This window comes from Zoogloea sp., assembly GCF_028689785.1.
GTDB lineage: Bacteria > Pseudomonadota > Gammaproteobacteria > Burkholderiales > Rhodocyclaceae > Zoogloea.
Map to the genome: position 1 here is coordinate 1 of NZ_JAQVCN010000037.1, position 20,185 is coordinate 20,185.

Sequence of the window (20,185 nt, forward strand, 5' to 3'; positions counted from 1 at the left end):
TCTTATCAAGGTGGCATACTCAAGCGTGAATTACAAGGATGCGCTGGCTGCGACGGGGGCTGGAAAGATCATTCGCCGCTTTCCGTGCGTGGGGGGGATCGATCTGTCCGGGACGGTCGTCGAGAGAGCCGATCCGCGCTTCAAGATCGGTGATGCAATGATCGCCACCAGTTTCGACATCGGGGTGGCACACCACGGCGGTTACGCTGAATACGCGCGGATTCCGGCAGGCTGGGTTGTTCCTCTTCCGGCGGGCTTGTCACTTTTCGAGTCGATGGCCCTGGGCACCGCAGGCTTCACTGCCGCACTGGGCGTGGTCCGGATGGAAGACAACGGCCTGCGACCCGCGAACGGCCCGGTGGTCGTCACCGGCGCCAGTGGCGGCGTTGGCGGTCTGGCCATCGACATGCTTGCAGGGCTCGGCTACCACGTGGTCGCGCTGACCGGCAAGGCGCACGAGGAGGCCTACCTGAAGGAACTCGGTGCGGCAGAGATTCGCTTGCGTGACACCATCGATCCGGCCAAGACGCGCCCGCTTGATGCCGGCTTGTGGGCAGGTGCAGTGGACAACGTGGGCGGAGACATTCTGGCCTGGGTGCTGTCCACCATGAAGCAGGCCGGTACGGTGGCGAGCATCGGCAACGCCCAGAGCATCAACCTGCCGACCACCGTGTTTCCGTTCATCCTGCGGGGCGTGAGCCTGCTCGGGATCGATTCCGGCTACATGGGCTTTCCCACCCGGGCGCGGGTGTGGGAGCGCCTGGCCACCGATCTCAAGCCGCGCCACCTGGCAGCGATGACCCGGACCGTACCGTTTGCCGACTTGCCCGGGGTTTTTGACGACTTCATCGCCGGACGGGTCAAGGGGCGCACAGTCATTGCCGTAAATCCCTGAAGCCCATTTTGAGCGAGTCCAGCATGACAGAAGACAGCGATCAGGCCCTGCCTAGGGTCTTGATCATCGACGATTCCCGGATGGTGCGTGCTTCCATCATCCGGCACGTGCGGGACCGCTTTGAGGTGCGGGAAGAGGCCGATGGGGAGGCTGGCTGGCAGACCCTGATGGTGGACCCCACCATTCAGGCCGTGATCACCGACATTGGCATGCCTCGCCTAGATGGCTATGGTTTGCTCGAGCGCATCCGTCGCAGCCGTATTTCCCGTATCAACACCTTGCCGGTGGTGGTGATTTCCGGGGACGATGAACCGGATGTGAGGGTTAAGGCCAAGAGTGCCGGGGCCACTGATTTCATCTCCAAGAGCATCGGCAACGTCGAGTTGCTGGCGCGCCTGGAGGCCCTGACCCAACTGGCTCGTACCCAGCGGGACCTGGAAGAGAGTCGGGCGGCCCTGGCCACCGCCAGCCCTACCGACCCCGCTTCCGGGCTGGCCACTCCGTCCTATCTGCACTACCACGCAGCCCAGGAGCTGTCGCTGGCTCAGCGGCGACATGGGGATCTTTCGGTGATGGTCATCGAGATCGACCAGTTCGACACGTTGATTGCCCGTTACGGGGCGCATGTGGCGCAGCTGGTCAATCGCAAGCTCTCCAAGATCCTTGCCACCAAGCTGCGTCAGGAAGACACGGTCGCCGAACTGGCCCCGGCCCGTTTCGTGATTGTGTCCCCGAGTACCAACATGGATGGTGCTTGTGCTTTTGCCATGCGTCTGCGGGCGGCCATCGATCACATCGTGATGACCTATCGCGAGGAGCGTATCCGCATTCAGATCACTATCGGTCTGGCGGCTGCCGAGCCTGGCCGGACCCAGACCGTCAGTCACCTCATCGGTGTTGCGGTGCAGCGCATTGCGGCAGGCAGGGCCGACGGCGGCAACCGGGTGATGGGCGAGAAGGGCGAGGTTACGGCCGACATGGTCAGCGTGCCGACCCGTGCGCCGGTCAGCATCGACCAGTACCTCCTCCAGTTGCGGACTGCGGGTCTCGACCCTCGCTTGCGTAAGCAGCTTCCCGACGCCATACGGACACTCTTGCCGCTACTGGAATTGATAGAATCCGAATTCCCCTCCGGTCTGCCGCTAGCCACCCTCGCGCGCGTTGCAGAAACCGGTCTGGTGAATGCAGCATCCAAAGACGAATAACAAGGCGGGCGCCACGACGCATCGCCATCCTACGCAGTGGTTTGACTATTCGAAAAAGGGAGAGGAACCCATGGCTTCATACAAGGAATTTCACAAGCGCTCCGTTGAAGACCGCAACGGCTTCTGGGGCGAGCAGGCGCAGCTGGTCCACTGGAACAAGCAACCCGAACAGGTTTACGATTTTTCCAAGCCACCCTTCGTCAAGTGGTTCGTCGGCGGCGAAACCAACCTCTGCTACAACGCGGTTGACCGCCACGCCGAAACCAATCCCAACGGCAAGGCCCTGGTCTACATCTCCACCGAGACCGACGAGGAGAAGGTCTACTCCTTCTCTGAACTGCGTACCGAAGTCATGCGCATGGCGGCGATCTACCAGGAGCTGGGTGTCAAAAAGGGCGACCGGGTCCTGATCTACATGCCGATGATCGCCGAGGCCTGCTTCGCGATGCTGGCCTGCACCCGTATCGGCGCCATCCATTCCGTGGTTTTCGGCGGTTTTGCCTCCCACTCCCTGGCCACCCGCATCGACGACGCCAAGCCCACCGTGATCGTCTCCTCCGACGCCGGCATGCGTGGCGGCCGTCCGGTTCCCTACAAGCACCTGCTGGACGAAGCCATCGGCCTCGCCGAGCACAAGCCGGCTGCCGTGCTGATGGTCAATCGCGGCCTCGACAAGGAGATGAACGTCGTCGCCGGCCGCGACGTGGATTACGCCACCCTGCGCGCCAAGCATATGGATGCCCAGGTTCCCGTCACCTGGCTTGAATCCTCCGAGCCCAGCTACATCCTGTATACCTCCGGCACCACTGGCAAGCCGAAGGGCGTGCAGCGTGACACCGGCGGCTACGCAGTGGCCCTGGCTGCATCGATGAAGCACATCTACTGTGGCAATCCGGGCGAAACCTTCTTCTCCACCTCCGATATCGGCTGGGTGGTGGGTCACAGTTACATCATCTACGGCCCGCTGATCAACGGCATGGCCACGATCATGTACGAAGGCACCCCGCTGCGTCCCGACGCAGGCATCTGGTGGAAAATCTGCCAGGAGCAGGAAGTCACCGTGATGTTCAGTGCGCCGACAGCCATCCGCGTTCTCAAGAAGCAGGATCCGGCCTTCCTCAAGAAGTACGACCTGTCCAAGTTGCGCGCTCTGTATTGCGCCGGCGAACCGATGGATGAAACCTCCCACCAGTGGATGATGGACGAGTTGGGCATCCAGGTCATCGACCACTACTGGCAGACCGAGACCGGTTGGGCGATGCTGTCGCTGATGCCGGGCGTCGAGAAACACGACGTTCAGCTGGGTTCCCCGGGCTTCCCGGTGTATGGCTACGACGTGCGTCTGTTCCGCGATGACGGTTCCGAGTGTGGCCCCAATGAAAAAGGCATCGTCGGCGTTGTGCCGCCGCTACCGCCGGGTTGTTTGTCCACCGTATGGGGCGACGACAAGCGCTTCGTGTCCACCTACTTCACCCTGTTCCAGGAGCCGCTGGTCTACTCCAGCTTCGACTGGGGCATCAAGGACGACGCCGGTTACTACAAGATTCTTGGTCGTACCGACGATGTGATCAACGTGGCCGGCCACCGCTTGGGAACCCGTGAGATCGAGGAGGCCGTCCAGGCCCACCCGGCGATTGCCGAAGTGGCCGTGGTCGGTGTGGCTGATCAGCTCAAGGGCCAAATGCCCATGGCCTTCGCGGTGGTCAAGGATCCCGCTTCGGTGGATACGCCGGAAAAGGTGGTCGAGCTTGAGAAGGCCGTCATGAAGCTGGTGGATGGCAGCCTCGGCGCCATCGCCCGTCCGGCCCGCGTGCATTTCATCTCCGGTCTGCCCAAGACCCGCTCCGGCAAGATGCTGCGGCGCTCCATCCAGGCCCTGGCTGAGGGCCGCGATCCGGGTGATCTGACTACCATCGAAGATCCTTCGACCCTCGAGCAGATCAAGACCGCGCTGGCTGCAAAGTAAGTCGCCGGCCGCTCTGCCGTAAAAACCCGACCGGCCCATAAGGCCGGTCGGGTTTTTTATCCCTCCTGACGGAAGCCCGGGATCGGGGCGCTTCAGTAACCCTGGAAGTCCCGCAGCAAAAAGATATGGACTTCGCGCCGGAAATCCTTGTGGATCGGCACGACGATCTTGCCGAGCTTCTCGCTGGAGGCGAAGCGTGCGGCGATCTCGGGGATGTCGGCCTTGCGGCCGATGTAGAGGATGTCCCGGCCGCGCTTGTCGTCCAGTCTGGTCATCAGCTCATAGTGGTCGATGGGCGTTCCACCCGGATGCCAGGCGGCATATTCGGTGGGGTGGAGGCGATACACCAAGTGGGCGATCAGCTCACGGTCCTCGGCAACCATCACAGCGCCCGGATGTGCGGCCAGGTAAGGGCGTACGGCCTCAGCCAGATTGATCCAGCCGCGGGCGCGCTTGAAGGGGTCGTTCTTGGCAGTGAGTTCGATGCCGGTGGCACGGGCCAGATCCGGCCAGTGGTAGGCCGCAGTGGAGGCCAGCAGATTAAAGGCGATGCCGGCGATGACCCAGCGCTTGCGCTCTTTCAAGAACACGGCCGGAACCAGCAAGCAGGCTGCCACGAAAATGGGGGCCGCCCAGTTGCCGTTAGCCCGGCCGGTGAGTGCCTGCACGCTCACCAGCAGCAGTAGCGGCAGGATGAAGATCAGCAGCGTCCGGTGGGCTGGCGTTCTGGCCAGGCTGCGGCTGCGGAGCAGAGCCCAGGCCAGGAGTATTCCCAGCACCGGGCCGAAAGAAAGCCACTGGGCGCCCAGAAACTCTCCCAGCTGACCTGGGTGCAAGCCCCTTTCACCATGACCGACCCGGGTGATCTCGGCGGTATGGCGGAAGGTGGGGAAGTCGTGAGCCCAGTTCCAGTAAAGGTTTGGCGACAGCACCGCGAAGGCGAGGAGTAGCGCCACCCAAGGCTGGGGGCGGGCCAACCAGCGCCGATGATGTGGGTCGATGGTAAGGAGCAGCAGTGCCGACGGCAGAAAGGCGGCCATGGTGTACTTGGACATCAGGCCGATTCCGATCATTGCACCGCAGGCCAGCCAGTTGCTCCATCCGTCTCGCTCCAATGCCCGGAGCAGGAACAGCAGCGCCAGGGACCAACACAGCAGCAGCGGCGCGTCTGTGGACACGAACAGGCCCAAGGCGGCCACCAGCGGCATGGACAGGAAACCCAGCCCGGCCCAGAAACCGATCCGGGGCGAATACAAGCGACAGCCCAGCGCATACAGGGCGAAGGCGGTGGCGGGGTAGAGCAGCAGCGAGGGCAACTTGATGGCCACCAGCCCGTTGCCGAGCAAGGCGGTGCTGGCGGCGATCAGCGCGGCGATCAGCGGCGGCTTGGAGTAATAGCCCCAGTCCAGATTCTGGGACCAGCCCCAGTAATAGGCCTCGTCCACATACAGATCGATCCCCAGGTGGTTGATCACCCAGATGCGATAGGTGGTGAGGAGGGCGGCAATAAGGGCCAGCGGCCCGACAAGACTGCGGTCTTTCATGGCTTGATCCGCACCAGGGCAACACCGCCTTCACGGAACAGGATGTCCACCGGCGCATCTGCGGGCAGGCGGTCCACGCGTGTCAGAGCCACCTGGCCGGCTTCGGGGTTGCCCTTGAGGGTGATCGCCTGGCGATAGACGCTGAAGCTGGGCGCAGTGGTAAAGCGCCAGAACATCACTTCTTCGCCGAGCTCCCGGGCTTTCAGGCCGGCGGCCTTGACCGGGCCTTGTGCCAGCTCGCCCGCATAGGGGACAACCACGCCGGCGAGCAGGACGGCCTGCAATGCCGCGGTGATGACCAACTTGGGAATGAGTCGGACCCGGGGAAAGAACACGATGCCGAGCCACACCATCAGACCACCCACCGTGGCGCCGATGTAGATGCCGTCGGCCACCTCCAGAGCGCGGCCAAGCTGGGCACGGTAAAAGCCGTCGCCCAGGCTGCTGTGGGCTAGCGCATCAAACAGGTTTGGCAGCAGAGGGAAGAGCAGCAGCAGCAGGCCCGGCGCAATCAGGTGGGGCCAGGCCCGGCGGGCTTCGTCTGCATGCAGCCCGATCAGAATGAACAGCGGTGTACAGCCATAGAGCACGTAGTGGGGCAGCTTGGTGCCAGACAGGGAGAAGAAGGCCAGCACGAAGCCGAACCAGATCCACAGGAAGCGCCGGAGCGGGTAGGGCACATCGCTGCGGATCTTTCTCAGGCTGTTCACGAACAGGCCGCTCCACGGGAGCAGGAGCAGGGGTACGGCAATCAGGTAATAGAAGGCGCCGCCGCCGTGGCCCTCCAGGGATCCAGAGAAACGCTGGACGTTGTGGCGCATGATGAAGCCGTCGATGAAGTCCTGGCCGTGGAGCGCGTAGGCGTAGGCGTACCAGGGTGCCGCGATGGCCGTCAGAATCAGCAGACCAAGGGGGTTGAAGACGGTGCGCAGCCAGGTCTTCCACTCACCGCGGCTGGCGCAGTAGAGCAGGGTGACCGTACCCGGGACGATCAGGGCGACTGGTCCCTTGGTCAGGGCACCCAGCCCGATCCATACAAAGGCCCGCAGCAAGGGTGTGCGACGGCCACTTTCCAGGTGGCGCCAGACGTCGAAGAGGGTCAGGGCCAGCAGGCAATTGAGCAGGCCGTCAGCGGTAGCGGCGCGGCCGATGGCGAAGGGGCCGAGGGCCGTGCAAGCCACGGCCAGGGCGATCAGGGCGGCGTCCTCGCCGATGCGGCGGCGGGCAAAGAAGTAGGTGGCGTAGCTCCAAACGATGGCCGCCACTGCCGACGGCAGCCGGAAAGCCCATTCGCTGGGGCCGAAGATCAGGTAGCCGATGGACTGCAGCCAGTAAACCAGGATCGGCTTGTCGAAGCGCGGCGCGCCATTGAGGTAGGTGAACAGGAAGTCGCCCCGCTCGAACATCTCACGGGTGGCCTCCGAGAACGCCCCCTCGTCCACATCGAAGAGCGGTGCCCCGCCGAGACGCAGCAGGAAGGCCAGCAGCGGAAGTGCGAGAATAAGGCGGCCAAGGAGGCTGCCGGCGAGCGTTCCGCCGGCGGGATGGAATCCGGGCATCGGCGGAAGCGCTTACTTGTCGTCGCCGGTGCGCCAGCCCTGGCTGTCGTCCAGGGCTGCACTGTCCCGGGCCACGTAGGCTTGGCTCTGGCCGGATTCAAAGTACACCCGGGTGAGCAACTCGGCGAGGACGCCGGTGGTCACCATCTGGATGCCGGCGATAACGAAGAAGAAGCCGCCGAAGAACATCGGGCGGGTGCCGATCGAGGCGCCGGTGAACAGCTTGAGCAGGCCCAGGTAGCTGAGGATCAGCATGCCCAGCGCCCCCAGCCCCAGCCCAATGCCACCGAAGAAGTGGCCTGGGCGGGTGCGGAAGCGCATGAAGAAGTAAACAAAGATCAGGTCGAGAATGACCCGGAAGGTGCGCGAGATGCCGTACTTGGATTCGCCGAACATGCGCGCGTGGTGGGTCACGACCTCCTGGGCGATCTTGCGCGGCGTGGTGACCGTGGCCAGCCAGGCCGGGATGAAGCGATGCATCTCGCCATAAAGACGCACATTCTTGATGGCGCTGGCGCGGAAGGCCTTGAGGGAGCAGCCGTAATCCTGCAGATGCACGCCGGTGATGCGGGCGATCAGGCGGTTGGCGATCTTGGAGGGGATCTTGCGCAGGATCATCCCGTCCTTGCGGTTCTTGCGCCAGCCGGCCACCAGATCGAGGTCTTCGCGGAGCAGGCGGCCGACCATGCGGGGGATGTCGATGGGGTCGTTCTGCAGGTCACCGTCCATGGTGACAATGACATCGCCGCGGGCTGCGTCAAGACCCGCCTGCATGGCAGCAGTCTGCTTGAAGTTGCGCATCAGGGCGACGATGCGTACGTGGGGCCCGTAGCGCAGGGCGGCCTTCTCGAGATTGGGTACGGTGTTGTCGGACGAGCCGTCGTCAACGATCACCACCTCCCACGGATAGGGGTAGGGGCCGAGGGCCAGATGGATGCGCGCGAGGAGCGGGTCCACGTTGTCTTCTTCGTTGTACAGAGGCACGACCACCGACAGGCGATGAGGAGGCAGGTCAGCCGGGATGTCCGGTGAGGCCGGTGGAAGCGGGGAGAGCTGGGTGGAGTCGGTCATGATGGCTATTCGGCTGAGATTTTGGTTTGCGCCCCGTCGGCGGCGGACGAGGCGGATTGTAAGTCGGACGCGGCGGCTGCGCTCGCCTGATGGGCGGCCGGGGCGGGGAAAAGCCAGGCTCCAGCGCCGGCAGTGACCGAGCACGCGATGACGAATAAATGCAGGGCCAGGGCGACCTGCAGTCCGGCCGCCAGCGCAATGCCACTGGGCAGCAGGGCTGCAGCGGCACCGGCTTCGTAGGTGCCAAAGCCGGCCACGCCCTGGATCGGAAGGATGGCTGCCAGTTCGGCACCCAGGGCGCCGGCGGCCCCAATGGCGATGCCCGCGGGGATCAGGGCGGCCAGTAGGCTGGCCTGGGCAGCGAGCTTGACGGTCCAGTTGGCCAGCGTCCACACCCAGCCGAAGCGCGCGTGGCGTGTGCTTTCGGCGAAGGCGTCGCGAATCTTGCCGAGCTTGGCCGTGAGGGCTTTGCCCTCGGCCCAGTTGTGGGGCATGCGGGCCCAGCGGGGGAGCCACCAGGCCAGGGTCAGCACACCTGCCACGGCCAGGGCCTTTAGCGCTGGGTGTAGCCCCGGCCAGACAAGGGCCGCCAGCGCCAGGACGACGAAGGCGTCCTGCAGGCGGAACCAGAACAGGGACGCCACCGCCCGGGGTAGTGGAATGCCGAAGCTCTGCCGCAGGAGCAGCGGAAAGGCCGCCTCGCCACCGCGGAAGGGCACCACATTGACCATCGCGTTGTGGATCAGCACGATGCGCAGGCATGCGCCGAAACGCCCCTTCGCCTGGGCCCGGAACTCATCGAAGACCCGCAGGGTGCGTAGCAGATAGGACAGGAGGAAGCCGGCGGTGGACAGCGCCAGGGTAAGTCGGTCGACACGGCTGACCACCTCGCCGACCCCACGCCAGCGGTCGTCGGAGATCAGCCAGGCCAGCAGGCCCAGAGAGACGGTGACAGCGAGGATCCGTTTGATGATTTTCATGGTCAGCGTTCCCGATCCCGCATCAGCGCTGCAGCTGCCCCACCGATTCCCCATGCGGCGAGGCCGATCTGGTAGAGGTGCGCTTGAGGATAGCCCAGGTCCACGAAGATCATGGCCAGGCTGGTGGCTACTGCGACGGCGGCCATGGCGCGGACGCCCCCGGGGCGGTCCCAGAAGCGCAACCGGCCCGACAGCCACACGCCCAGGCTGCCGGCCAGCCAGCCCCCGGCCGCACCGACCAGCACATCCAGGGGCCAATGGGCGCCCACCGCGATGCGCGACAGGCCGATGAGGGCAGCAAGGGAAAGAAGGACGAGGGCCGCCCGGCCGCGGCGGTCATCCCGGGGCCAGGCGAGGATCAGTACCGCGGCGACCAGGAAGGCCGTCGTGCTGTGGCCTGAAGGGAAGGCATGCACATAGAGCTTCTGGCCGATCTGCTGAAAGCTGCCGGCTTCCAGCACACCGGCCGGGCGCATCACGTCGAAGTAGCGCTTCCCACCCTGGCTGAACAGCACGCCGAGCGGTGCCGCAAGAAAGGCGGCGGCGAGCCAGCGGGGCTGGGTCTTCAGGGTTGGGGCGAGAAGGGCGATCATGCCGAGCACTGACCCGCTCAGGGTGATGGCTGACCACAGGGCGGGCGGGAGCCATTCGGTGCTGGCCGCATTGATGCGCAGAAAAACGGCCTGGTTGTGCCCACTCAATGCCAAACCAGCTGCCATAGCCACCAGAAACGTGGCCGGGATCGCTGCCCACAGACGCGGGAAAGCATCGGCGGAGGTCGCTGGCGGATCGAATCCGGGCTTGGGCAGGGAGTGTGAGGGCAAGGCGTGGATGGTGACAGCAAAGCCCAGCAGTTTACCCGATCAGGCTGCCGGATTGACGCCGTTGTCAGGCTGCGCGGCCGTTGTTTCCGATGCTGGTCAGTAGAGCGGGGCGCTTGCCTGCCTGTTTTGCCCGGTACATGGCGGCATCTGCGGCGCGCAGGAGGCTGTCCTGATCGTTGCCGTCTTCCGGGGCCAGGGCCAGGCCAATGCTGCCCGCCATGGGAATAAGGTGCTCCTGAATCTGAAAGGGGTGGGCAAACACGCCGAGCAAGCGATCACCGAGGAAGCGCAGGCTTTCCCGGTTGTTGATGTCGGGAAATACCCCCACGAACTCGTCGCCGCCGACGCGGGCGATCACGTCGTCGTTGCGCAGGGCAGCGCTCAGGCGCTGGGCAATCTGCACCAGCAGGGCGTCGCCAATGGCGTGTCCGTAGGTGTCGTTGATGGGCTTGAAGCCATCCAGGTCGAGAACAGCGACACCCAGCGCCAGACCCTGTGCTGTGCTGCGGGCAAGCTCCTTCTTGAAGTGCCCTTCGAGGAAGCTGCGGTTGGGCAGGCTGGTGAGGGCATCATGATTGGCCAGGTGCTGCAGGCATTCGGCGGTCAGGTGGCGTGCTGTCACATCCAGCAGCGTTACGATGCGCAAGGGGCCTTTGTAACCTTCGATGGTGCCCGGAATGCGCTCGATGGCAAGGGGCATGCCGTCGGGGCGTTCGCCGGTCCAGACGCCTTCCTGCTCGGTCAGTATGTCTTCCAGGCGCTTGCCTCGGAGGGCCTTGCGAGGGCGGCCCAGCATGCGGCAGGCAGCCCGGTTGGCATCGGCGATTTTGTCGGTGCTGCCCAGGATGCAAACTCCGGCACCAATCTGGTTCATCATCGAACGCATCAACCGGCCTGAGCGCTCGGAGCGTTGCGTCTGCCGCAGGAATACGGCACACATGACCACAAAGGCGACCAGACCGGTGATCACCGCCAGCGCGGTGAGCCGGTCGGCCAGTACGACAGCCTCCTCGTGCTGGGTGGCGAGCAGTCGGGCCAGCTCGCTCAGGATCGGAGCGATGGTGGCGAGCTCGCGGGCGGCACTGGCAGAGCCTGGGTCAAGGACTTCGAGCCGGGCAAAATTGTTCCAGCGGGCCATCAGTTCGGTCAGGGTGCGGCGTGCGGCGACGTTGTCGAGGGGTGTCAGGACAAGTTCGACGTTCTCGAGGGTGTGCACCGTCCCTCCGCCGGCAAGCCCTTGCAGTGCTGACTCCAGCCAGCGGTGGCGTGGGTCGCGGACGGCGGGGTTGATGATGATGTCAGCGTGTACCGTGGGGGACTGGCCGGCCGCGATATCCCAAGCCATGGCTGTGCTCTGCCGGACTAGCGACAGCTGCTCTGACACGCGCCGATGGGCTACTGTCTGCTGGTAGGCCAGCATCAGGATGATCGTTTCGATGGCGCAGAATAGAACGGCGAGCACCCAGAACGTCCGGGAGGACAGGGAGGTTCGAGGTGATGCGCGGCGAGATGACATGAACGATCAATCCACAGACGGGATGGCGCCGGATTATTGCATAGGTCGGATGCATTTCCGACCGTCCGGGTAGTGCGTCCGGCATGCACGGTCGTGCCCTCCCATGAAACCCTGATCGGAGCCGGCCATGGGCTCGGGTATAATGCCGGGCTTTTCTCGGGTCCGTTTGTGAGTCTGCTGACTCCCGCGGGCCGGTACAAACCTCGCGCCCATCCTTGCCATGTCCGAAATCCTCAAGCTGCGCGGTGCGCCCGCCGTTTCCCGTTCCCGTCTTGCCCGCCTGACCGAATCGGTCAAAACCGTGCTGCCCCGCTTGCGGGGGCTGGCTGCGGAGCACTGGTACCTTGTCGAGATCAGTGCGCCCCTGTCGGCCGACGAGCTCGCCCGTCTGGTGGATCTGCTGGGTGCGCACCCGGAGGGAGAGGCGCCGGCGGGTAGCCTGCTGCTGGTCACGCCGCGCCTGGGCACCATTTCGCCCTGGTCGTCCAAGGCCACCGACATTGCCCGGCAATGCGGCTTTGACAAGATCATCCGCATCGAGCGGGGTATGGCTCTCAGCTTCGATCTGCGCGGCGGCCTCGACGCCCGCGACAGGGAGGCGGTGTTGCCGGCCATCCACGATCGCATGACGGAGTCGGTGCTGGACAACGTGGATGCGGCCCACGCCCTGTTCCACCACTACGAGCCCCAGCCCCTCACCACCGTGGCCATCATCGAGCAGGGCCGTGACGCCCTGGTGGTGGCCAACAGTGAGCTGGGCCTGGCCTTGTCCGAGGACGAGATCGACTACCTGGTGGACAACTTCACCCGCATGGGGCGCAACCCCACCGACGTGGAGCTGATGATGTTCGCCCAGGCCAACTCCGAGCACTGTCGCCACAAGATCTTCAACGCCGACTGGGTGATCGACGGCCGGCCGATGGACAAGACCCTGTTCGGCATGATCCGTGAGACCCACAAGGCCCACCCGGAGGGCACGGTGGTGGCCTACTCCGACAACGCCTCGGTGATCGAAGGCGCCACCGTCGCCAAGCTCTATCCGGATGCCGATGGCGCCTGGAAGTTCCGCGACGAGCTGACCCACATCCTGGCCAAGGTCGAGACCCACAACCACCCCACCGCGATCTCTCCCTTCCCGGGCGCTTCCACCGGCTCCGGCGGCGAGATCCGCGACGAAGGCGCAACCGGCCGCGGCTCCAAGCCCAAGGCCGGTCTGGCCGGCTTCTCCGTGTCCAACCTGGAGATTCCCGGCTTCGAGCAGCCCTGGGAGCAGGCCTACGGCAAGCCCGAGCGCATCGCGTCGCCGCTGGACATCATGATTGAAGGCCCCCTGGGTGCGGCCGCTTTCAACAACGAATTCGGTCGTCCCAACCTGACCGGTTATTTCCGCACCTTTCAGCAGAGCGTGCAGGACGAGGTGCGGGGCTACCACAAGCCCATCATGATCGCCGGCGGTCTGGGTAGCATTCAGGACCAGCAGTCCTTCAAGATCAAGTTCGGCCCCGGCACCCTGCTGATCCAGCTGGGCGGCCCCGGCATGCTGATCGGCCTGGGCGGCGGCGCCGCCTCGTCGATGGCGACCGGCACCAATACCGCCGACCTGGACTTCGCTTCCGTGCAGCGCGGCAATCCGGAGATCCAGCGCCGTTGCCAGGAGGTCATCGACGCCTGCTGGCAGAAGGGTGAAGCCAACCCCATCCTGTCGATCCACGACGTGGGCGCCGGCGGCCTGTCCAACGCCTTCCCCGAGCTGGCGGACTCCGCCGAACTGGGCGCGCACTTCGAACTGCGCGAGGTACACATCGAAGAGCCGGGCATGAGCCCGCGGGAGATCTGGTCGAACGAGTCCCAGGAGCGCTACGTGCTGGCCATTGCGCCGGAGAGTCTGGATGTCTTCAAGGCCATCTGCGAACGTGAGCGCTGCCCGTTTGCGGTGGTCGGCACGGCCTCGGACGACGGCCAGCTGGTGGTCTCCGACCGCCACTTCGACAACAACGCGGTGGACATGGAGATGCAGGTCCTGCTGGGCAAGCCGCCCAAGATGACCCGCAACGTGTCCAGCCGCCAGGTCTTCGTGCCGCCCTTCGACGTCACCGACATTGATCTGGGCGACGCCTGTCGCCGCGTGCTGCGCATGCCGGCGGTGGCCAGCAAGAACTTCCTGATCACCATCGGCGACCGCTCCGTTGGCGGCATGACCGCCCGCGACCAGATGGTCGGCCCGTGGCAGATTCCGGTGGCCGACGTGGCCGTGACCACCATGAGCTACCAGGGCTACCTGGGCGAGGCCTTCGCCATGGGCGAGCGTACCCCGGTGGCTACCCTCGATGCGCCGGCCTCCGGCCGCATGGCGATCGGCGAGGCCATCACCAACATCGCCGCCGCCGACATCCGCAGCCTGGGTGACGTGAAGCTCTCCGCCAACTGGATGGCTGCTGCCGGCCACCGGGGCGAGGACGTCAAGCTCTACATGACCGTCGAGGCCGTCTCGCAGTTCTGCCAGCGGGCCGGCATCGCCATCCCGGTGGGCAAGGACTCCCTGTCCATGCGTACCGCCTGGAACGAGGAGGGTGAGGACAAGCAGGTGGTGTCGCCCCTGTCCCTGATTGTCACCGGCTTTGCGCCGGTGCAGGATGTGCGCCGGACCCTCACGCCCCAGCTACAGTTCCCCGAGGGCGTCGACACCGAGCTGCTGCTCATCGATCTGGGCAACAACGCCAACCGCCTCGGCGGCTCGGTACTGCCCAGGCCTACAACTCGGTGGCCGAGCATGCTCCCGACGTGGACGCCGACCAGCTCAAGGCTTTCTTCGAGCTGATCCAGCAGTGGCGTCAGGATGACCTGATCCTTGCTTACCACGATCGCGCTGATGGCGGCCTTTTTGCCACCCTGTGCGAGATGGCCTTTGCCTCGAAATGCGGTTTGTCGGTGATGCTGGATACCGTGGCCTACGACCAGTACATGAACGACGTGGACGGCCTCGACAAGCGCCCGGATTCCCTCAAGGGGCGCTTCAACGACAAGCTTTTCCAGGCCCTGTTTGCCGAAGAGCTGGGTGCCGTCATCCAGATCCGTCGCGACGACCGCAGCCGTTTCACCGAGGCCTTGCGCGCCGCCAAGCTGTCCTACCACTTCGTTGGCGAGCCCAACGACCGGGACGAGCTGCGCTTCTGGCGTAACGCCAAGCTGGTGTTCAGTGCCCCCCGCGCCGAGCTGCTGCAAACCTGGTCCGAGACCAGTTACCAGATTGCCCGCCTGCGCGATGACGCAGACTGTGCCCGTGAAGAGTTTGAAGCCCTCGCCGACAGCGCCAATCCGGGGCTGTCAGTCGCGCTGACCTTCAATCCGGCCGATGATATCGCTGCACCCTTTATCGCCACTGGCGCCCGTCCGAAGATCGCTATCCTGCGTGAGCAGGGCGTCAACTCCCAGGCCGAGATGGCCGCCGCCTTCGAGCGAGCGGGCTTTGCTCCCTTTGACGTGCATATGTCCGACCTTCAGGCCGGTCGCGTTCGCCTGGCCGACTTCAAGGGTCTGGCGGCTTGTGGTGGTTTTTCTTACGGCGATGTGCTGGGGGCGGGGCAGGGCTGGGCTAAGTCCATCCTGTTCAACCCTGCGCTGCGTGAGCAGTTCGAGATTTTCTTCAAGCGCGATGACACCTTCGCCCTTGGGGTGTGCAATGGCTGCCAGATGATGTCCAACCTGGCAGAGATCGTTCCTGGCGCCGAGGCCTGGCCGCGGTTCCATCGCAATCGCAGCGAGCAGTTCGAGGCCCGCTTCGTGATGGTGGAGGTGCAGGACAGCCCGTCCATCCTGCTGGCCGGCATGGCCGGTAGCCGCATGCCCATCGTGGTGTCTCATGGCGAAGGCCGGGCGGTGTTTGCCGGTATCGATGCCCAGGACAACGCCCGGGTGGCGCTGCGCTATGTGGACAACACCGGCGCCGTGGCCGAGCGTTACCCCTTCAACCCCAACGGTTCGCCCGCCGGCATTACCGGCCTGACCACGCCGGACGGCCGCTTCACCATCATGATGCCGCACCCGGAGCGCACCGCCCGTACCGTGCAGATGAGCTGGCATCCGGCTGATCTGGGCGAGGATTCGCCGTGGATGCGGATGTTCCGCAACGCCCGCAAGTGGGTGGGCTAATGGCTGACTGAAAGTTCGTGGGGTCGAATGAGTTCGACCCCACGGTAGCCAAGAAAAAAGCCGGTGAGCGCGAACTCACCGGCTTTTTTCATAGTGCCAGGCAGGCTTACATGCCCTGGTAGATCGGCCCTTCGCCGCCCTGGGGGACGACCCAGTTGATGTTCTGGGTCGGGTCCTTGATGTCGCAGGTCTTGCAGTGCACGCAGTTCTGAGCGTTGATCTGCAGGCGTGGGTTGTCGCCCTCCTCGCTGCGCACGATCTCATACACGCCGGCCGGGCAGTAGCGCTGTTCGGGCGCGTCATACTTGGCCAGGTTGATTGCGATGGGCACCGAGCTGTCGCGCAGCTGCAGGTGGCAAGGCTGCTCTTCTTCGTGGTTGGTGTTGGAGAGGAAAACCGAGGACAGGCGATCGAAGCTGAGTTTGCCGTCGGGCTTAGGGTAGGGGATGGGGTGGCATTCTGCTGCCGGACGTAGGGCGGTGTGGTCGGCCGAGTTGTGCAGGGTCCAGGGCACGTTGCCACCAAAGAGCTTCTGGTCAATGCCGAAGAGCAGGGAGCCAAGCCACAGGCCTTTCTTCATGTACGGCTTGAAGTTGCGGGTCTTGTGCAGCTCGGCGTGGAGCCAGCTGGCCTTGAAGGCCTCGGGGAAGGCGCTCAGTTCATCCTGGGCGCGCCCGGCTGCCAGGGCGTCGAAGGCCGCTTCGGCGGCCAGCATGCCGGACTTCATGGCGGCATGGGAGCCCTTGATGCGGGCCGCATTGAGGAAGCCCGCATCGTCGCCGATCAGGGCGCCGCCGGGGAATACCAGTTTTGGTTGGCTCTGCAGGCCGCCGGCCGCGATGGCCCGGGCACCGTAGGCCAGACGCTTGCCACCTTCGAGGAATTTGCGGATTTCCGGGTGGGTCTTGTAGCGCTGGAATTCTTCAAAGGGCGAGAGGTAGGGGTTGGTGTAGTTCAGACCGACCACGTAGCCGACTGATACGAGATTGTCTTCCAGGTGATAGCAGAAGCCACCGCCGTAGGTGGCCGTGTCCATGGGCCAACCGGCGGTGTGTACCACGAGTCCGGGGACGTGCTGGCCGGCGGGAATCTCCCACAGCTCCTTGATGCCGATGGCGTAGGTCTGTGGGTCGGCACCCTCGTGCAGGGCATAGCGGGTTTCGAGCTGTTTGCCCAAGTGGCCGCGGCAGCCTTCGGCAAACAGGGTGTATTTGGCGCGCAGCTCCATGCCGGGCTGGAAGTTGGGGCCCTGGCTGCCATCACGCAGCACGCCCATGTCACCGGTGATTACGCCGGCCACCGCACCCGCTTCGTCAAAAAGCACCTGAGAACCTGCAAAACCGGGGTAGACCTCGACGCCGAGGGCCTCAGCTTGTTCACCCAGCCATTTGGCCAGATTGCCCAGGCGGACGATGTAGTTGCCTTCATTGTGGAAGGCATCGGGTAGCAGACCATTGGGAACCTGCTTGCCACCGGTCTCCGACAGGAAGATCACCCGGTCTTCGCTGACCGGTGTGTTGAGGGGCGCGCCTTGAGTCTTCCAGTCGGGAATCAGTTCGTTGAGGGCGCGGGGGTCAATCACCGCGCCGGAGAGAATGTGGGCGCCGATCTCGGCCGCCTTTTCGATCAGGCAGACGGAGAAGTCCTGCCCCTTTTCTGCTGCGAGTTGCTTGAGCCTGATGGCGGCAGCAAGGCCGGCGGGCCCGCCACCAACAATCAGGACGTCGAATTCCATCGAATCACGTTCCATCGCTATCTCCTCCTGAATCCTTATTTGAGTTGTTGTTCCGGGCCTTCGTCCGTCAAGCTTAGCGCTGTGACCCTGATGCGGCAAATGCCGGCCGAATGGGTGCTCCGGGTGCTGCAAAACATACGCAGGCGTATGTTACATTGAGCTGCCGTTCCGGTGCGCTTTGTCGTGTTATGTCGCAGTATCGCGTGTCGGCGCGGGATCATACCTACAAGAAACCCCGAAAGGAGAAACAGTGAGTGAGATTTCCGCAGCAAGCCCGTCGTCGCGCCGGCTCCTGCATACATCCAGACATGTTGTCCGCTGGGGCGACATGGATTTCTACGGCCACGTCAATAACACCGTCTATTTCCGCTACTTCGAGCAGGCTCGGGTAGAGTGGATCGAGGCGGCTGGTTTTCTGGTCAGCCCGGCAGCCGAGAATGGTGCTGTCATCATCAACGCCAGTTGCACCTTCCTGATCCCCGTTAATTACCCGGCTACGGTGGTGGTCAAGCTGTACGCGGGCGAACCTGGGCGCAGCAGCCTGATGACCTGGTACGAACTGTTCGTGGAAGGTGATGAGCGGCTCTACGCTGAAGGGGCCGCCAAAATCGTCTGGATGGATCCGCGCACCGGCAAGTCGGTGCCCATGCCCGAGGCGCTGCGCAACACGGTAAGCTAGCCGGGGTGTTTGTCAGTCAAGGCCGGACGGGAGATCCGGCACAACAAGAAGAGAGATCGAGGAGACCGTTTCATGAGTTATGCAGTTGCAGACCACCCCCTGTGGGTGCCCGACGCCGCGCGCGTGGCCGTTGCAAATATCACGGGTTTTGCCCGAGAGGCAGAACAGCGTTGGGGGCGTAGCCTGCCCGATTATCCGGCTCTTCACGCTTGGTCGGTGGATGAGCCGACGGAGTTCTGGGCTTCGATCTGGGACTACGGTGAGGTGCGTGGCGTGATGGGCGGCAGCGTGCTTGAGCAGCCCGGCCGCATGCCGGGTTCCCGCTGGTTTCCCGAGGCGAAGCTGAACTATGCCGAGAACCTGCTGCGCAGCCGGGATGATAGCGACGCGCTGGTGTTCTGGGGCGAGGATCGGGTCAAGAACCGGCTTTCCCATGGCGACCTTTATCGGCAGGTGGCCCACATGGTGGCGGCCTTTCAGGAGATGGGCGTGGTGGCGGGGGACCGTGTGGCCGCGTGGATGCCCAACCTGCCAGAGACCATCGTCGTGATGCTCGCCGCGTCGAGCATCGGCGCCATCTTCTCGTCGGCCTCGCCCGACTTCGGTGTTCAAGGGGTGCTCGATCGCTTTGGTCAGATTGAGCCGAAGGTGCTGGTGGCGGCTGACGGTTACTACTACAACGGCAAGTTGGTGGACTGCATGGATCGTCTGGCGGCGATCACTGAGGGCTTGCCCTCCCTGCGCCGGGTGGTGGTGGTGCCCTATGTCCATGCCCACCACGACATCTCCCACGTGCCTCACTCGCGCATGCTGGCAGACTTCGTCAAGCCCTTTCTGGCTGAAACCGAGATTCCGTTTGAGCGCCTGCCGTTCGATCATCCGCTGTTCATCATGTTTTCGTCGGGGACCACCGGGGTGCCCAAGTGCATTGTCCACTGTGCGGGCGGGGCGCTGCTGCAGCACATCAAGGAGCATCGCCTCCATGGTGATATCAAACCGGGCGATCGGCTGTTCTACTTCACTACCTGTGGCTGGATGATGTGGAACTGGTTGGTGTCCGGCCTCGCCTCCGGCGCTACGCTGCTGCTCTATGACGGTGCGCCGATGCTGGGTGGTGGATCGATTCTCTTCGACTACGCCGACGCCGAGGGTATGACCCACTTTGGCACATCGGCCAAGTTCATTGATGGCATTGCCAAGGCCGGGCTACGTCCCCGGGAGAGCCACCGCCTCGCCGCCCTGCGGGCGATGTTCTCGACCGGCAGCCCGCTGGTGCCGGAGGGCTTTGAGTACGTGTATCGGGAGGTCAAGGCCGACCTGTGCCTGTCGTCCATCTCTGGTGGAACCGACATCATCTCGTGTTTCGTGCTGGGTAACCCGACCCTGCCCGTATGGCCCGGCGAGATCCAGTGCCGCGGGCTCGGGATGGCGGTGGATGTGTTCGACGAGATTGGCGTGCCGGTGCGGGCCGAGAAGGGTGAGCTGGTGTGCACACGGCCCTTCCCGGTGATGCCTGTCGGCTTCTGGAACGATCCGGATGGGGCACGCTACCGAGCGGCCTACTTCGAGCGTTTCGAGAACGTCTGGTGTCACGGCGACTACTCGGAGATCACCCCCCACGACGGCCTGATCATCTACGGGCGCTCCGACGCGACCCTCAATCCGGGCGGCGTGCGCATTGGCACGGCGGAGATCTACCGCCAGGTGGAGAAGCTGCAGGAAGTGGTTGAATCCCTGGTGATCGGCCAGCAGTGGCCGCCGGGAGATGCCAGTGACGTGCGGGTCGTGCTCTTTGTGAAACTGCGTGAGGGGTTGAAGCTGGATGATGGGCTGGCAGACCGCATCCGGGGCACCATCCGCGAGAACACCACGCCGCGGCATGTGCCCGCCAGGGTGGTGCAGGTGACGGATATTCCGCGCACCAAGAGCGGCAAGATCGTCGAGCTGGCGGTGCGGGCCGTGGTGCACGGCGAGCCAGTCAAGAATGTCGAGGCGTTGGCCAATCCTGCCGCGCTTGACGAGTTTCGGGCTCGTCCCGAGCTGCAGTCCTGAGGAGCGTGCC

At 64.3% G+C, this 20,185-nt stretch carries 12 protein-coding genes and 1 pseudogene; 6 read left to right on the forward strand and 7 right to left on the reverse strand.

Annotated features, from left to right (window positions below):
* From PHI64_RS15280 to PHI64_RS15290, 3 genes are all read left to right on the forward strand, one after another.
* Nucleotides 1–895: oxidoreductase (locus tag PHI64_RS15280; protein WP_299884327.1), on the forward strand; the 895-nt coding region annotated here is incomplete at its 5' end.
* Between the two features lie 23 nt (nucleotides 896–918).
* Nucleotides 919–2,100, forward strand: coding sequence for a response regulator (locus tag PHI64_RS15285; RefSeq protein WP_299884329.1), 1,182 nt, complete (start codon nucleotides 919–921; stop codon nucleotides 2,098–2,100).
* On the forward strand, nucleotides 2,078–4,066 hold the full coding sequence (locus tag PHI64_RS15290; RefSeq protein WP_299884331.1) for a propionate--CoA ligase: 1,989 nt from the start codon (nucleotides 2,078–2,080) through the stop codon (nucleotides 4,064–4,066). Before PHI64_RS15285 ends, PHI64_RS15290 begins: the two co-directional genes overlap by 23 nt.
* Before the next feature lie 92 nt (nucleotides 4,067–4,158).
* On the opposite strand, the gene PHI64_RS15295 is transcribed toward PHI64_RS15290, so the two are convergent.
* The 6 genes from PHI64_RS15295 to PHI64_RS15320 form a co-directional block, all read right to left on the reverse strand.
* On the reverse strand, nucleotides 4,159–5,610 hold the full coding sequence (locus PHI64_RS15295; RefSeq protein WP_299884333.1) for a glycosyltransferase family 39 protein: 1,452 nt from the start codon (nucleotides 5,608–5,610) through the stop codon (nucleotides 4,159–4,161).
* Nucleotides 5,607–7,169, reverse strand: a complete 1,563-nt coding sequence (locus tag PHI64_RS15300) for a glycosyltransferase family 39 protein (protein ID WP_299884336.1) — start codon at nucleotides 7,167–7,169, stop codon at nucleotides 5,607–5,609. Before PHI64_RS15300 ends, PHI64_RS15295 begins: the two co-directional genes overlap by 4 nt.
* Nucleotides 7,170–7,181: 12 nt before the next feature.
* The gene (locus PHI64_RS15305; RefSeq protein ID WP_299884338.1) at nucleotides 7,182–8,240 is read right to left on the reverse strand and encodes a glycosyltransferase family 2 protein; all 1,059 of its coding nucleotides are present in this window, start codon (nucleotides 8,238–8,240) and stop codon (nucleotides 7,182–7,184) included.
* 5 nt (nucleotides 8,241–8,245) lie between these two features.
* Nucleotides 8,246–9,220: a lysylphosphatidylglycerol synthase transmembrane domain-containing protein gene (locus PHI64_RS15310; RefSeq protein WP_299884340.1), complete on the reverse strand. Its 975-nt coding sequence runs from the start codon at nucleotides 9,218–9,220 to the stop codon at nucleotides 8,246–8,248.
* Nucleotides 9,221–9,222: 2 nt separating this feature from the next.
* Nucleotides 9,223–10,044: a phosphatase PAP2 family protein gene (locus tag PHI64_RS15315; protein ID WP_299884342.1), complete on the reverse strand. Its 822-nt coding sequence runs from the start codon at nucleotides 10,042–10,044 to the stop codon at nucleotides 9,223–9,225.
* 64 nt (nucleotides 10,045–10,108) lie between these two features.
* A complete protein-coding gene (locus PHI64_RS15320) occupies nucleotides 10,109–11,506 on the reverse strand; it encodes a sensor domain-containing diguanylate cyclase (RefSeq protein ID WP_299884344.1) in 1,398 nt (465 codons plus the stop codon).
* Nucleotides 11,507–11,780: 274 nt separating this feature from the next.
* Between PHI64_RS15320 and purL the strand changes: the two are divergent.
* Nucleotides 11,781–15,709 (forward strand): annotated as a pseudogene (gene purL / locus PHI64_RS15325) (phosphoribosylformylglycinamidine synthase).
* 106 nt (nucleotides 15,710–15,815) lie between these two features.
* Here the strand turns inward: purL and PHI64_RS15330 are convergent.
* Complete coding sequence (locus tag PHI64_RS15330; RefSeq protein WP_299884346.1) at nucleotides 15,816–17,459, reverse strand: electron transfer flavoprotein-ubiquinone oxidoreductase; 1,644 nt, start codon at nucleotides 17,457–17,459, stop codon at nucleotides 15,816–15,818.
* A gap of 235 nt (nucleotides 17,460–17,694) precedes the next feature.
* Between PHI64_RS15330 and PHI64_RS15335 the strand changes: the two genes are divergently transcribed.
* Entirely contained in the window at nucleotides 17,695–18,123 is a 429-nt protein-coding gene (locus PHI64_RS15335; protein WP_299884348.1) for a thioesterase family protein, read from the forward strand.
* Between the two features lie 72 nt (nucleotides 18,124–18,195).
* On the forward strand, nucleotides 18,196–20,175 hold the full coding sequence (locus tag PHI64_RS15340) for an acetoacetate--CoA ligase (RefSeq protein ID WP_299884350.1): 1,980 nt from the start codon (nucleotides 18,196–18,198) through the stop codon (nucleotides 20,173–20,175).
* Nucleotides 20,176–20,185: the final 10 nt, after the last annotated feature.

What these genes read in the sequence shown, in the direction of transcription:
- PHI64_RS15310 (WP_299884340.1), bottom strand. Translation starts at nt 9,220, where the DNA reads ATGAAAATCATCAAACGGATCCTCGCTGTCACCGTCTCTCTGGGCCTG.
- PHI64_RS15330 (WP_299884346.1), bottom strand. Translation starts at nt 17,459, where the DNA reads ATGGAACGTGATTCGATGGAATTCGACGTCCTGATTGTTGGTGGCGGG.
- PHI64_RS15285 (WP_299884329.1), top strand. Translation starts at nt 919, where the DNA reads ATGACAGAAGACAGCGATCAGGCCCTGCCTAGGGTCTTGATCATCGAC.
- PHI64_RS15295 (WP_299884333.1), bottom strand. Translation starts at nt 5,610, where the DNA reads ATGAAAGACCGCAGTCTTGTCGGGCCGCTGGCCCTTATTGCCGCCCTC.
- PHI64_RS15305 (WP_299884338.1), bottom strand. Translation starts at nt 8,240, where the DNA reads ATGACCGACTCCACCCAGCTCTCCCCGCTTCCACCGGCCTCACCGGAC.
- PHI64_RS15290 (WP_299884331.1), top strand. Translation starts at nt 2,078, where the DNA reads ATGCAGCATCCAAAGACGAATAACAAGGCGGGCGCCACGACGCATCGC.
- PHI64_RS15300 (WP_299884336.1), bottom strand. Translation starts at nt 7,169, where the DNA reads ATGCCCGGATTCCATCCCGCCGGCGGAACGCTCGCCGGCAGCCTCCTT.
- PHI64_RS15340 (WP_299884350.1), top strand. Translation starts at nt 18,196, where the DNA reads ATGAGTTATGCAGTTGCAGACCACCCCCTGTGGGTGCCCGACGCCGCG.